The organism is Eilatimonas milleporae (genome assembly GCF_003688555.1).
In the GTDB taxonomy this organism is placed as follows: Bacteria; Pseudomonadota; Alphaproteobacteria; order Sphingomonadales; family Kordiimonadaceae; genus Eilatimonas; species Eilatimonas milleporae.
This window is the reverse complement of sequence record NZ_REFR01000011.1, coordinates 168,139-181,075: the sequence shown is the minus strand read 5'-3', so window position 1 is coordinate 181,075 and position 12,937 is coordinate 168,139. Positions and strand designations below refer to the sequence as shown.

The 12,937-nt window shown below is 62.5% G+C and carries 11 protein-coding genes; 4 read left to right on the top strand and 7 right to left on the bottom strand.

Going from position 1 to position 12,937, the window contains the following annotated elements:
* Positions 1 to 92: 92 nt before the first annotated feature.
* The 3 genes from BXY39_RS08995 to gor form a co-directional block, all read right to left on the bottom strand.
* The gene (locus BXY39_RS08995; RefSeq protein WP_121938538.1) at positions 93 to 1,133 is read right to left on the bottom strand and encodes a 2-oxoacid:ferredoxin oxidoreductase subunit beta; all 1,041 of its coding nucleotides are present in this window, start codon (positions 1,131 to 1,133) and stop codon (positions 93 to 95) included.
* A gap of 15 nt (positions 1,134 to 1,148) precedes the next feature.
* Positions 1,149 to 3,029 carry a 2-oxoacid:acceptor oxidoreductase subunit alpha gene (locus BXY39_RS08990; RefSeq protein WP_121938537.1) on the bottom strand — a complete coding sequence of 627 codons (1,881 nt, stop codon included), beginning with the start codon at positions 3,027 to 3,029 and terminating at the stop codon, positions 1,149 to 1,151.
* A gap of 214 nt (positions 3,030 to 3,243) precedes the next feature.
* A complete protein-coding gene (gene gor, locus BXY39_RS08985; protein ID WP_121938536.1) occupies positions 3,244 to 4,629 on the bottom strand; it encodes a glutathione-disulfide reductase in 1,386 nt (461 codons plus the stop codon).
* Positions 4,630 to 4,912: 283 nt separating this feature from the next.
* On the opposite strand from gor, the gene BXY39_RS08980 reads away from it, so the two are divergent.
* The gene (locus BXY39_RS08980; protein WP_121938535.1) at positions 4,913 to 5,686 is read left to right on the top strand and encodes an SDR family NAD(P)-dependent oxidoreductase; all 774 of its coding nucleotides are present in this window, start codon (positions 4,913 to 4,915) and stop codon (positions 5,684 to 5,686) included.
* 9 nt (positions 5,687 to 5,695) lie between these two features.
* Positions 5,696 to 6,838 carry a CaiB/BaiF CoA transferase family protein gene (locus tag BXY39_RS08975; RefSeq protein WP_425458908.1) on the top strand — a complete coding sequence of 381 codons (1,143 nt, stop codon included), beginning with the start codon at positions 5,696 to 5,698 and terminating at the stop codon, positions 6,836 to 6,838.
* A gap of 29 nt (positions 6,839 to 6,867) precedes the next feature.
* Here the strand turns inward: BXY39_RS08975 and BXY39_RS08970 are convergent, their stop codons facing one another.
* The 4 genes from BXY39_RS08970 to BXY39_RS08955 form a co-directional block, all read right to left on the bottom strand.
* Positions 6,868 to 8,322: a cryptochrome/photolyase family protein gene (locus BXY39_RS08970; RefSeq protein WP_121938533.1), complete on the bottom strand. Its 1,455-nt coding sequence runs from the start codon at positions 8,320 to 8,322 to the stop codon at positions 6,868 to 6,870.
* 115 nt (positions 8,323 to 8,437) lie between these two features.
* On the bottom strand, positions 8,438 to 9,934 hold the full coding sequence (locus BXY39_RS08965; RefSeq protein WP_121938532.1) for a sodium:solute symporter family transporter: 1,497 nt from the start codon (positions 9,932 to 9,934) through the stop codon (positions 8,438 to 8,440).
* Positions 9,934 to 10,512, bottom strand: a complete 579-nt coding sequence (locus tag BXY39_RS08960; RefSeq protein ID WP_121938531.1) for a hypothetical protein — start codon at positions 10,510 to 10,512, stop codon at positions 9,934 to 9,936. Before BXY39_RS08960 ends, BXY39_RS08965 begins: the two co-directional genes overlap by 1 nt.
* A gap of 159 nt (positions 10,513 to 10,671) precedes the next feature.
* Positions 10,672 to 11,910, bottom strand: coding sequence for an MFS transporter (locus tag BXY39_RS08955; protein ID WP_121938530.1), 1,239 nt, complete (start codon positions 11,908 to 11,910; stop codon positions 10,672 to 10,674).
* A gap of 491 nt (positions 11,911 to 12,401) precedes the next feature.
* Between BXY39_RS08955 and BXY39_RS08950 the strand changes: the two genes are divergently transcribed.
* Both BXY39_RS08950 and BXY39_RS08945 read left to right on the top strand, forming a co-directional pair.
* Positions 12,402 to 12,605 (top strand): DUF1842 domain-containing protein, encoded by a 204-nt coding sequence (locus tag BXY39_RS08950; RefSeq protein ID WP_121938529.1) that lies wholly within the window; start codon positions 12,402 to 12,404, stop codon positions 12,603 to 12,605.
* A gap of 7 nt (positions 12,606 to 12,612) precedes the next feature.
* Entirely contained in the window at positions 12,613 to 12,825 is a 213-nt protein-coding gene (locus BXY39_RS08945; RefSeq protein ID WP_170163731.1) for a DUF1842 domain-containing protein, read from the top strand.
* The last annotated feature ends 112 nt before the right edge of the window (positions 12,826 to 12,937 follow it).

Below are 12,937 nucleotides of genomic sequence, written 5' to 3'. Positions count from 1 at the left end.
CGCAACGTGTCAGGGCATCAACGATGTCAAACCGTCAACGAGTTCGAGTGTCCACGAACCATGTCCACGAACCGGGCAGCCGCTGGGAAAGATCAGGCGACTTCCCACGTCTGGCCGCTGAAAAGAACATCCTTCAGCGTACGCTTGCCGCGCTGGGCGCGGGCATCGGCCAGAACGGCGGCTTCATAGGTGGTGTCCGCAGGCGCGGCGTAGAGCACGCCCATGGCCATGGGCTCATCCGGGTTTGAGCCCAGTTCGGCCAGCATCCGCGCCAGTTGCAGATTGGTTTCGTCATGGGTCAGCACATCGTCGGCCGTGATGTCGTCCGTGCCGATGGTGACGACCTCAAGCGCGAAGGTGGCGGTGTTGAAGCGGATACCCTTGTCGCCATTGGCGCCGAACAGCATTTTCTCGCCATGCTTCAGCAGAAGCTGCCGGTCGGCGACGACGTTTTTCTCCGTCACCGATTTCCACGCGGCATCGTTATAGACGATGCAGTTTTGCAGGATTTCGACAAAAGACGCCCCCTTGAACCCGTGGGCACGGGTGAAAACCTCGGGCATGTGTTTTTGCGCCGTGTCCACCGTGCGGGCGGCAAAGCGCGCATTGGCGCCAAGCGCAAAAGAAATCGGGTTGACCGTCGGGTCGATGGAGCCCTGCGGGGTCGACGGCGAGCGGGTGCCGATGTCGGAGGTGGGTGAATACTGCCCCTTGGTCAGGCCGTAAATCTTGTTGTTGAACAACAGGATATTCAAATCCACATCGCGGCGCAGCGCGTGCAGCAGATGGTTGCCGCCAATGGACAGGCCGTCGCCGTCGCCGGTGACCACCCACACATCCAAGTCCGGATTGGCCAGCTTCAGCCCCGTGGCAACGGCGGGGGCGCGGCCATGGATGGTGTGGAAGCCGTATGTATTCATATAATAGGGGAAGCGGCTGGAGCAGCCGATGCCGGAGACGAAAACGGTGTTTTCACGGGTCACACCCAGATCCGGCAGGGTGCGCTGCATGCATTTCAGAATGGCATAGTCGCCGCAACCGGGGCACCAGCGCACCTCCTGGTCGGTGGCGAAATCCTTGGCCGTCAGTTTGACGGCGTCTGCGGCAGTCGGCGGGGCTGTCATTTCATTCATCGTGTGTGCCTTCCCTTAGGCGCTGACTTCGGCGCGGATGGCCGTCAATAATTCTTCGATCCTGAAAGGCTGGCCCGAAACCTTGTTCAAGGGCCGCGCGTCGATCAGGAACGTATCCCGCAACACCGTCTTTAACTGGCCGGCGTTCATTTCCGGCACCAGAACCTTCGGGAACCGCCGAAGCAGGTCCCCGAGATTGGCCGGGAAAGGGTTGAGATAACGCAGATGCAGATGCGCCACCTTCAACCCGTCCTCGCGGGCGATGCGCACGGCCTCGGCGATCGGGCCGAAGGTGGAGCCCCAGCCGACAACGACCAGCGTGTCGTCCTGCGTGCCCTGCTCCAGCGTCTGCGCCGGAATATCGCGGGCGATGCCGGCGATCTTGTCCATGCGGGTGTCGGTCATTTTCTGGTGGTTTTCCGGGTCATAGGAAATATGCCCGGTGTCGAAGCTTTTCTCCAGACCGCCGATGCGGTGTTCCGTGCCGGGGGTGCCGGGTACGGCCCAGTTGCGGGCCAGCGTGTCGGCATCGCGCAGGAAAGGATTGAAATCCGCGCCGTCCGCCGGGGCTTCGGCAAAGGCGACCTTGAAGGGTTCCAGCGCATCCACGTCCGGAATGGCCCAGGGTTCGGCCGCATTGGCAATGAAACCGTCGGTCAGCAGCATCACCGGCGTCATATATTTGACGGCGAGGCGACAGGCCTCGATCGCCACGTCGAAGCAGTCGCCCGGACTGCGGGTGGCGATCACCGGGATGGGCGCGTCGCCATTGCGGCCATAGACGGCCTGATACAGATCGGACTGTTCGGTCTTGGTGGGCAGGCCGGTGGACGGGCCGCCGCGCTGACTGTTGATCACCACCACCGGCAGTTCGGTGGAAATGGCAAGGCCGAGAGCCTCGGTCTTCAAAGCGATACCGGGGCCGGAGGAACTGGTGACGCCGAGCGCGCCGCCGTAAGAGGCGCCGATGGCAGCACCGATGGCGGCGATTTCATCCTCGGCCTGAAAGGTGACAACGCCGAGATCCTTGAGGCCCGACAGCGTATGCAGAATGGGCGACGCCGGCGTAATAGGGTAGGAGCCAAGCACGATGTCCAGGCCCGCCAGCTCGCCGCCCGCGACAATACCCCAGGACAGGGCCTGACTGCCCGTCACCGTGCGGTAGAGACCGGGCGCGGCATGGGCGGCGCCGATCTGATAGCGTTTGACGGTGGCGGACAGTTCCGCCGTCTCGCCGAAGGCATGGCCCGCGTTGAGCGCGGCCACATTGGCGCCGGCCACATCGGGCAGTTTGGCGAACTTTTTGTTGAGCCAGTCAACGACCGGCTGACGCTTGCGGCTGAACATCCACAGCACCAGCCCAAGCGTCCACATGTTCTTGCAGCGCAGGGCATCCTTGTTGCCAAGACCGAACGGCTTGACCGATTCGAGCGTCAGCTTGGAAATATCCAGATCAATGAGCTGATAGTCGTGCAGACTGTCGTCTTCAAGCGGGTTTGCCTCATACCCGGCTTTTTGCAGGTTGCGTTTGGTGAAACTGCCGCTGTCCACGACGAGAAGACCGCCGGGGCGCAGCGTGTCCAGATTGACCTTGAGCGCCGCCGGGTTCATGGCGACCAGCACATCGGGGCGGTCGCCCACCGTCCGGATATTCTTCGCACCGAAATTGATCTGAAAGGCCGACACGCCGAATGTGGTGCCGGCGGGGGCGCGGATTTCCGCCGGAAAGTCGGGGAAGGTCGCGAGATCGCTGCCCGCCAGCGCGGTCGATGTGGTGAACTGGCTGCCCGTCAACTGCATGCCGTCGCCGCTGTCCCCGGCGAAGCGGACCACCGCGGATTCCAGAATTTGAACATCCCCTCCGCCGTCAGCGGGAGCTTGTATGACTACTGACATTCCTCGACGTTCCCTAAAGTCCGCTGCTTCATTTTACCGTACCGCCGCATCCTTGCGCGTGGTCAGCCCGGCCATGCGTTTTCAACCCTGCCCCATAATATAGTGGAGAGGCCACGATGTGCCATGCTTACCGTATACATGGTCAGCATACGATATATTTTTTCTAATCAGAGAAGATAGAGACGTATAAAATGATAAATAATTCTACCAAAAACTATCTAAGAAGAACAAATTCCTCAGCGCTCGACGGATGCACGGCCACGGCGGCGTCAAAATCGGCCTTTGTCAGGCCCGCCTTGACGGCAATGGCCACGCCCTGAATGATCTCGGCGGCGTCCATGCCCACCATATGCGCACCCAGCACGCGGTCGGTTGCCCTGTCCACGACCAGTTTGATGAAGCTGCGCTCGGACAGGCCGCCCAGCGTGTGTACCATCGGCCGGAAGTCGGAGGTAAAGACGGCGATGTCACCATACTGCGCACGCGCCTCTTCCTCGGTCAGGCCGACGGTGCCGATGGCGGGCTGGCTGAACACGGCTGTAGGCACGGCATCATATTCGGGCGATGTGGGCCGTCCGCCAAAGACGGTCAGCGCAAAGGCATGCCCTTCCTTGATGGCGACGGGGGTCAGGTGCATGCGATTGGTGATGTCGCCAACGGCATAGATGCTGTCGGCGCTGGTTTTGCCGTAGGCATCCACCTTGACGCCGCCATTGGCATCCAGGTCCACGCCGGCCGTCTCCAGACCGAGGCCGTCAATCTTGGGCGTGCGCCCGGTGGCATACATGACAGCGCCCGCATCCAGGGTGCCGTCGTCCGTCAGGTGCAGGCGGACGCCGGTGTCGGTTTTCTCAATCGTCGTCACACATGTTTCGGTGCGCAGGTCAATGCCCTTGCCGCGCATCTCATGGGCCAGACGGTCGCGCAGGTCACGGTCGAAACCGCGCAAAATCTGCTCGCCCCTATACAGCTGCGTGACCTCGACGCCGAGACCGTTGAAAATTCCGGCAAACTCGACCGCGATATAACCGCCGCCAACCACGACGATTCGTTGCGGCAAGTTTTCCAGATGAAAGGCCTCGTTCGAGGTGATGGCATGTTCGATGCCGGGGATATCGGGCATGGACGGCCAGCCGCCGGTGGCCAGAAGGATGTAGCGCGCGGTGATGCGCCGCCCGGCGACCTCGACCGCGTGCGGGCCGGCAACGGTGGCGCGCCCGTCGATAATGTCGACCCCGGCATTTTGCAGGGTCTGGATAAACAGGCCGTTCAGGCGATCAATCTCGCGGTCCTTGTTGGCGATCAGCGTCGGCCAGTCGAAGCGCGGTTTGTCCGCCGTCCAGCCGAAGCCGGCGGCGCTTTCAAAATCCTCGGAAAAATGGGAGGCATAGACGAACAGTTTTTTCGGTACGCAGCCACGGATCACGCAGGTGCCGCCGACGCGGTATTCCTCGGCCACGGCAACGCGGGCACCGAAACCGGCGGCGATGCGGCTGGCGCGCACACCGCCGGAACCCGCGCCGATGACGAACAGATCATAATCATAGTCCGCACCGGTCTCATCTCCCGCGTTGGACGGCGTTACGGTCGCATTCGTCATTTTCTGTACTCCATGCCCTTAATGGTCGGTGACACAGCGCCAAGGATACCCCAGGCGCCCATGCAGGCGGTGTCGTCGGACACCGCGCCACATCCGGTAGATGAGGGGGATATAGGGGGCGGTGCGGGCGGTGCGCAAGGGTGCGCGGCAGGAAGCCCCTATCACTTTGGCTTGATTTTTTGTGTTCGGCGCGGCGGAAAGTCCCGTTTCCCGTCTTGCCAGCCCCGGCAGGCTTTCCTAGTGTCATCCCACATTTTCATTTGTCTTTTCAGGAGAGTTTTCGATGGATATTCACGGTCGCCGGGTGCTTGTGACGGGTGGAGCCTCCGGTCTTGGCGAAGCCACCATCCGCTTTTTCGCCGGTCATGGCGGAAAGGTCGTCATCGTCGATCTCAATGACGAAAAGGGTGAAGCGCTGGCCAGCGAACTGGGCGACACCGCCCTTTACATCAAAACCGACGTGACGGACGAAGCCTCCGTCAAGGCGGCGGTGAAAACGGCGGTCGACCATTATGGCGGCCTGGATGTGGCGGTGAACTGCGCCGGCATCGGCCCGCCGCAGAAAATCCTCGACCGGGACAGCAATGTCATGCCGCTCGACCATTTTCACAAAATCGTCACCATCAACCTGATCGGCAGTTTCACCGTGCTGGCGCACGCCGCCGAAGCAATGGCGAAGAACGATCCGGTGGGCGAGGACGGCGAGCGCGGCGTCATCGTCAACACCGCCTCGGTCGCGGCCTATGAAGGGCAGATCGGACAGGCCGCCTATTCCGCGTCCAAGGGCGGTATTGTCGGGCTGACTCTGCCGGCGGCGCGCGAGCTGGCGCGTCAGGGCATCCGGGTGGCCACCATCGCGCCGGGCTTTATCCACACGCCGCTGTTCGACGGGCTGCCCGAGCCCGCCGTCGAAAGCCTGAAAACACAGGTGCAATTTCCCAAACGTCTGGGCAAGCCGGCGGAATATGCCAAGCTGGTCGGCCATATCGTCGACAATGCCTATATCAACGGGGAAACCATCCGCATGGATGCCGCAGCGCGCATGGCGCCGAAATAAGGGTTGGGCCTGATGAGCGGGCCGCTTGCGGGCGTTAAAATCATTGAGCTTGTCGGCATCGGGCCCGGCCCGTTTGCCGGCATGCTGCTGGCCGATATGGGCGCGGAGGTTATCGCGGTGGACCGTATGGGGCGGGGCAGTGCCTCGCCCACCCTGCCGGTGGATCTGGCGCGGCGGGGCAAGCGGGCCATCGCCGTCGATCTGAAACAGCCGCAAGGCCGGGCCATCGTGCAGGACCTGATCCGCAACAGTGACGGCTTTTTCGAAGGCTACCGGCCCGGTGTGACGGAAAAGCTGGGCGTCGGTCCCGACGATCTGCTGGCGATCAACCCGCGTCTGGTCTACGGACGTCTGACCGGCTGGGGACAGGACGGCCCGCTGGCCCAGGCGGCAGGCCACGACATCAACTATATCGCCCTGTCCGGTGCGCTGCACGCCATGGGACCGAAGGACGCGCCGCCGGTGCCGCCCCTGAACCTTGTCGGCGATTATGCGGGCGGCAGCCTGATGATGGCGTTCGGCCTGATGGCCGGTATCCTGAATGCCCGCACCACCGGCAAGGGCCAGGTGGTGGACGTGTCCATGGTAGAGGGGGCGAGCCTTCTGATGACGCTGTTCCATTCGCTGAAAGCCAGCGGCCTGTGGGCGGAGGCACGTGGGGTCAACATGCTGGACGGCGGTGCGCATTTCTACGGCACCTTCGAGACGGCGGACGGACATCATGTCAGCCTTGGTGCGATCGAGCCACCCTTCATGCAGCTGTTCATCGACAAGGCGGGCCTGAACCCCGACTGGCTGTCCGCCCATATGGACACAGCGCGCTGGCCGGAACTGCGCACGGAGCTTGCCGGCGTGTTCAAAACGAAAACACAGGCCGACTGGTGCACCCTGCTGGAGGGAACGGACGCCTGCTTCGCGCCCGTGCTGCCCTTCTGGGAGGCCGCCGACCATCCGCACAATGCGGCACGCGGCAGTTTCACGGAGGTGGACGGCGTGACCCAGCCGGCACCGGCGCCGAAATTCTCCGAAACGCCGGGGGTTATTTCCCGCGGTCCGGTAAAGCCGGGCGGCGATACCGACGCCATATTGACGGACCTGGGCCGATCGGAGGCCGAGATCGCGTCCCTGCGCGAAAGCGGCACGGTCGCCTAAACATATTATGAGTCTAATCCGCGTATCTTTCAGGCCGTCTGGGCGGTTTTCACCTCTTCAAAGGCCTTGAGGGCGCGGTCGCGCGCCTGCTTCCTGTCCACCATGGGCGCGGGGTAGGTGTCACCCAGTGTAACGCCTGCCGCACTGAGCACCAGTGCCGGCGCCTCCCACGGTTTGTGAATGAATTCAGGCGGCATGTGCGCCAGTTCCGGTACGTAGGTACGGACATATGCCCCTTCGGGGTCAAACTTTTCCCCCTGAAGAATGGGGTTGAAGATGCGGAAATAGGGCGCGGCGTCGGCGCCGCAGCCAGCCGCCCACTGCCAGCTTGCGGCGTTGGAGGCCGGGTCCGCATCCACCAGCGTGTCCCAGAACCATGCCTCACCGTCGCGCCAGTGCCACAGCAGTTCCTTGACCAGAAAGGACGCGACGATCATACGCACGCGGTTGTGCATCCAGCCGGTCCGCCAAAGCTGGCGCATGCCCGCGTCGATAATGGGGAAACCGGTGCGGCCCTTCTGCCATGCCGTCAGTTCGGCACTTTGGCCCTGCCGCCACGGGAAGGCGGTAAAATTCGTCCTGAGCGGGGCGTCCGCCAGATCGGGAAAATGATACAGCAGATGATAGCTGAATTCGCGCCAGCCGAGCTCGCGGGTGAAATGCTCGGCGCTGGCTTCCAGACTTTCATTACGCAGCATGGCTTCCTGGGCGCGGTGCCACAGGGTGCGGGTGCTGATCTCGCCAAAGCGGATATGGGGTGACAGGGCGGAAGTGTGCGCCAGATCGGGCCGATCGCGGTGCTTTTTATAGCTGGCGAGACTGTCCACGATGAAGGCATCGGCCCTGGCGAGCGCCCCGCCCTCGCCCGGCGTCCATGTCCCGCGCAGGCCGGCGGCCCAGTCCACCGGCTTCGGCGCGAGGTCCAAGTCCGCGACCGTGAGGCTGTCGGGCCACGTCACGGGGCCAGCAAGCGCTTTCGGTGCGTCGAGCGGCGGCTTCGGCGGCTTTTCCTTCAGGCAGGCGCGCCAGAAGGGGGAAAAGACGGTGTAGGGATCGCCCTTTTGCGTGGCAATGGTGTCCGGTTCAAACAGCAGATGACCGCCATAGCGTTTCAGCGTCAGCCCCTCTGCCGCCGCCATCCGTTTCAGCGCGGCCTCGCGGGCACGGCCGTGCCTGTCGTAGGACCGGGTGAGAAACAGGGTTTCCGCCCCCGTTTCCGCCGCCAGGGCCGCCACTTCGGCTGCCGCATCGCCTTTGCGGATGATCAGACGGCTGCCGATCCCTTCAAGGGCATCCTGAAAGACGGCCAGCGACCGGCCCAGCCACCAGCGCGCCGCGCCGCCCAGGGTCCAATCATCGCCGCCGTCATCGTCGTGAACATAAAGCGGAATAACCGGCGCGCCGCTTTCGCCGGCGCGGACAAGGGCGGGATGGTCGGCGAGACGCAGCGTGGTATCGGTGATCAGTAACAGGCAGGAGGACATAAAGGGCCTTTTCACGGGAGCATAATAGAGAGAGCCGAAATATGTATGATGCATACATATTTCGGCGGTGCGTGTCCCTTTAGCCTACGCAGACGGGCCGATGGCGGATGACCGGCTACAGTTCCAGAATGCGGTCAATGTCCCGTGGCAGGGGGCGCCGCCCGTCGGCAAGCGAAATGACGATAAACAGGATCATCGATGCCAGAAGGACGATGAAACCGGGGCTCATGGCATAGGGCAATTTGATCTGGAAGACCTGAAAGACCAGGTTGAAGACAAGGCTGAACAGGATCGAGAAGACAGCCGCGCGCGGGCTGGCCCCCTTCCAGTTGAGGCCGAATATCAGAACCGGTGCCAGCGCGGCGGCAAAGGTGCCCCAGCCGAAGGCGCCGAGAATACCGATCAGCGTGTCGTTGACGTAATGGGAAAACAGCGCGAACGCGGCGGAGAACACACACAAGACCACCGTGGTGACCCGCGCCCAGTAGAGCTCCCGGTCCAGCGAACGGCCCTTGAGTGCGCGCGGCAGATCATGGGTGATCGCCGCAGCGCCGATATTGAGGAAGCTGTCGGCGGTGGACATGATGGCGGCGAACAACCCGGCAAACACCACACCGGCCAGAAGCGGGTGGGCATAGTCCTGGAGAAAACGGGGCGCGGCCTCATCCGCGAAGGCCAGCGGTAGGGCAACGTCGCCGATGACAAGGGCACGCATGACCATGCCGATGGAAATCCACAGCATGGCGGCAAAGGCATAGCCGACAATGGTCATCGGCAGGGTCAGCCGGTTATCACCGAGGTTCCGGTTCATCATCATCTTGGTCACCACGTGGGGCTGACCGGCGAGACCGAGACCGAAGAGAAACGCCCAGCCGAGCGAGGCGAACGCCCCCAGCGTGCCGAAGGGCATGATCGCCTCGGCATCGGTGACAAGCAGGGTATGGCTGACCCCGGAAAAACCGCTGTCGAAAATACCCGCCGCCGTGATGACGACCAGCACCCCGGCAAAGGACATGATCAATCCCTGCACCAGATCGGTGTAGACGCTGGCGATGATGCCGCCCGTGACACTGTAAAACAGCAGCACGGCGGTGGAAATGACGACGCTGCCGGTGATGCCGACCCAGGCGAGGGTTTCGGTCTCGGACAGGATGATGTTGAGCACCGTCGCCATGGCCAGGATCTGCGTCGCCATGTAGCCGAGCACGCCGAGCAGGATGGTCAGCGCCGTCAGGCCGCGCGCCGCCCGGCCGCCGAAGCGCGCGGCGATCACATCAGGCAGGGAAAAGGTGTCCCGCACCTCGGCGATCATGCGGATGCGCTTTGAGATCAGGTAAAAGCCAAGACCGAAACCGAGGGCCGAGACCACCGCCATCCACAGGGACGACAGACCGCCGGCATAGACAAGACCGGGCCCGCCGACAAAACCAAAGCCGGACAGCGTGCTGGAAAACACCGCCAGACTGACCACCAGCGGACCCAGACCGCGCCCGGCGACAAAAAAGTCCCCGGCCGAATGCGTGCGCCGCATGGCCCACAGGCCGACACCGATACACAGTATCATATAAAAGGCGACGGAGCCGAGAATGACGGCCTGGCGATAGTCTTCCATCAGCCGGCCGCCCCATTTTCGCGCAGGGCTTTCATCTCCGCCGCCAGGGCGTTGAAGGCGGCTTCATCCTCCGCGTTCAAAAAAACATGCCGGAAGGCGACAACGAACAGAATGTCGTACAACACATAGGCCCCCCATGTGGCGAACAGCGCCAGAAAGGCCGGGGCCGGAAAGCCGCCCATGAAAACCGTCAGTCCGGTTTCGAGAAAGAGCGTATAACTCTGATGCAGGGCGTGGGTGACAAGCAACATGACGGCGGTGACGGCAGCGAGCACAAGTGTGATGCGCCAGCCGCGCCGGTGGACCGGCACCCCCAGATAAAAAAGCAGACCGCCCAGGATCATGAAGGCGGTGTGAAAGACATAAACAGCCCCGGCGATGGGCGCCCAGCGCGCCGCGCCGTCGCCGCCGACCATCATGCCCGGCAAATCGGGGTGGGGCATGCCGGCGGCATTGTCCGGCCGCGACAGGCTGACGGCATAAAGCACACTGGCCGCGATGACCAGCAACAGCAACAGAATGGCATATATGGGCAAATCCTCACGCCACCCAGGGCGCGCGGCACCGGTTTCGGACATGGGGCTCCCCCTCCCCTTCGCGCACGACGAAATTCAACAGGTGTTGATTTTTACGATAGGCAGGTTGCGGCGCCAAGGCAAGAGCCGTCCTGCCTGCCCGCATGGCACTTTGGGCGGCGTACTGCTTGTCCCATGACGCGGTGCGGGGCCGGGTTGGGGCTAATCGCCCACAGCATCCTTTGGACCATTTCCTGGTCCTGTCTTCGGCACGGCCTGCAAAGGCGGCAGGACCAGCAGCAAAAGAACGGCCAGACCCTGGATTGCCGTCGCCGCAAGGCTGAGGGCGAGAAGCCCGCTTTCGATAAAGGGAGCGAACAGGGCGGTTCCTCCTGCCGACACCCCGGTGATGGCCAGAATCATGAGGGAAGCGGCGCGGTGGTCATCGCCGCCACCGGCAATGATGGCCCGCAGAAAGCCTGGGGGCCCGCGCAAGCCCAGCCCCACATTCATCGGCACGAATAAATACGGCAGCCAGCCCGGATCCTTGCCGCCGGCGACGGCATAAGACAGGAGGGCCAGCGCCGAAAGCAGCGCCATCGTCGTTCCGGTAAGGATCAGCCGCTCCGCGCCGAAACGGCCCACCAGCCAGCCGGTCACGTTGGAAGCGACAATGAAACAGGTGACACCGGACACCTGCATGACGATGAAGTCCTGCAGACTGCCGCCCATGGTGCGCACAATGACGGCGGGCGCCCCGAAGACGAACACGAGAAGACCGCCCAACACCAGCGCCTGTGTGAGAGCATAACGCATATAGACCGACGAGCCGAGTAATCGCGCATAGCTGCCGCCGGCACCGCTGCCGGTGTCCGGCGGCAAAACCCGACCGGCGAAGATAAAGGACACAGCCAACAACGCGGCCAGAACCGCCGTGATGGTGAAGGACAGTGTCCAGTCGCCAAGGGTCAGCAGCCACACGCCGACAACGGGCGCGCCGGCGGGCACCAGGGATTCCACACTGGCAAGGACGCCGAGCGCCTTTGTGGCGCCGATCTCGTCGAACAGGGTGCGGATGATACCAGGCGCGAACACCGCAGGCGCGGAGGCGGCCACCCCCTGAAAAAAGCGCAGAATGATAAGGGACGGCATCGTCTCGGCCCGGGCGGCCAGAAAGGACAGGGCGGCATAGGCCGCCAGCGCCGCCACGAGGGCATAGCGGCGGCCATAACGCCCACCCAATGCACCGAACAGCAGCAGACCGCCCGCCGTTCCGGCGACAAAGGCCGCGATGACAAGCTGTGCCGCCGCCGCCTCCCCGCCGAGAATTTCCGGCAATTGCGGAATGGCCGGCAGCACAAGGTCGATCCCCGACAGGCCAAGCACCGTGCCCGCGCCGACAAGGGCACAGGCCAGAATGGCGCCGAAACGGGAAGGCGTGGCGGATGACCCCACTGACATGATGGAACGTCCTTATTCTTGCAAATCGGCGCTTTGAGCCGCGAGTCGCGCACGCCGGACGGGCATACCCCCGGCACATAGCGCAACCGAACCGGTTTTGCCAGACAAGGACGCAGGCGCCAGATCATACCCGCCTGACCACAAGCGCCTGGCCACAACCGACTGGCCACAACCAAGGCGCAATCTCCGGACCGTACCGGACAGTCCAGAGCCGCCCCGACGCTTTCCCGCACAATTTCCCCGGCAATTCCTTGAGCGAATCTCCCGGCGATTCTTCAAGCAGTCGCACAGGTCAGCACGGTTTCCAGCATCCTGCACCCGCGAGGATGGTGTTTTTATAAATCTAAATACAATTATTAAGTTTAATAATTATCAAATTACGCTTTTAAATGGGTATAAATGCCCCAATAGCGACTTATAGCGTATTTCAAAATACATCCTATAAGATATTTTATGATTCCAATTAAACCTGCAAGAGAAAGGATGAACCAATGGGCGCTCCAGCCACAGCAACACGCGCGGGCCTTTTCCCGCTTGATCTGCGTACTGACCCGGACATGCCGGGGGCATCGACCCTCGACCTGAATTTGACGGTTTACACCCCGACCAGAGAGGTGACCGGGCGTGCCACGGTTTCACAGGCCCTGCAGGACCCCGTGGTGGCCGTGTCGCATGTTTCAGGGGTGTTTTTATGAGGCGGTCATGCCGCCTTCAGAGTCCGCGATCCGCATCGACCTGACCGGGTATCCGATTATCCTCAACCCGCAGGATGAAGACGGGCAGATCCCGTTTCATAATTTCACCGCGATCATCGTTCTGAAGACCGATTGGTCCGAAGGCACGGCCCGCTATGAATATATCGACCCCAACGGCGTCTGGCAGCACGTGCAACAGTCCATCAAAGCCATCGGTTAAAACGCGGCTGTCCCCAGGACATGTCATCTTCCCCGGAAACTTGCGGGGAAATGGAAAGGGCGAGGTGTCAGGCTTCGCCCTTTTTCAATCGCCGGGACTGTGGGGCCAGGGG

Excerpts from the sequence above, each read along its gene's own strand:
- BXY39_RS08995 (WP_121938538.1), bottom strand. The coding sequence starts at position 1,133 with ATGAATGAAATGACAGCCCCGCCGACTGCCGCAGACGCCGTCAAACTG.
- BXY39_RS08990 (WP_121938537.1), bottom strand. The coding sequence starts at position 3,029 with ATGTCAGTAGTCATACAAGCTCCCGCTGACGGCGGAGGGGATGTTCAA.
- gor (WP_121938536.1), bottom strand. The coding sequence starts at position 4,629 with ATGACGAATGCGACCGTAACGCCGTCCAACGCGGGAGATGAGACCGGT.
- BXY39_RS08980 (WP_121938535.1), top strand. The coding sequence starts at position 4,913 with ATGGATATTCACGGTCGCCGGGTGCTTGTGACGGGTGGAGCCTCCGGT.
- BXY39_RS08970 (WP_121938533.1), bottom strand. The coding sequence starts at position 8,322 with ATGTCCTCCTGCCTGTTACTGATCACCGATACCACGCTGCGTCTCGCC.
- BXY39_RS08965 (WP_121938532.1), bottom strand. The coding sequence starts at position 9,934 with ATGGAAGACTATCGCCAGGCCGTCATTCTCGGCTCCGTCGCCTTTTAT.
- BXY39_RS08960 (WP_121938531.1), bottom strand. The coding sequence starts at position 10,512 with ATGTCCGAAACCGGTGCCGCGCGCCCTGGGTGGCGTGAGGATTTGCCC.
- BXY39_RS08955 (WP_121938530.1), bottom strand. The coding sequence starts at position 11,910 with ATGTCAGTGGGGTCATCCGCCACGCCTTCCCGTTTCGGCGCCATTCTG.
- BXY39_RS08950 (WP_121938529.1), top strand. The coding sequence starts at position 12,402 with ATGGGCGCTCCAGCCACAGCAACACGCGCGGGCCTTTTCCCGCTTGAT.
- BXY39_RS08945 (WP_170163731.1), top strand. The coding sequence starts at position 12,613 with ATGCCGCCTTCAGAGTCCGCGATCCGCATCGACCTGACCGGGTATCCG.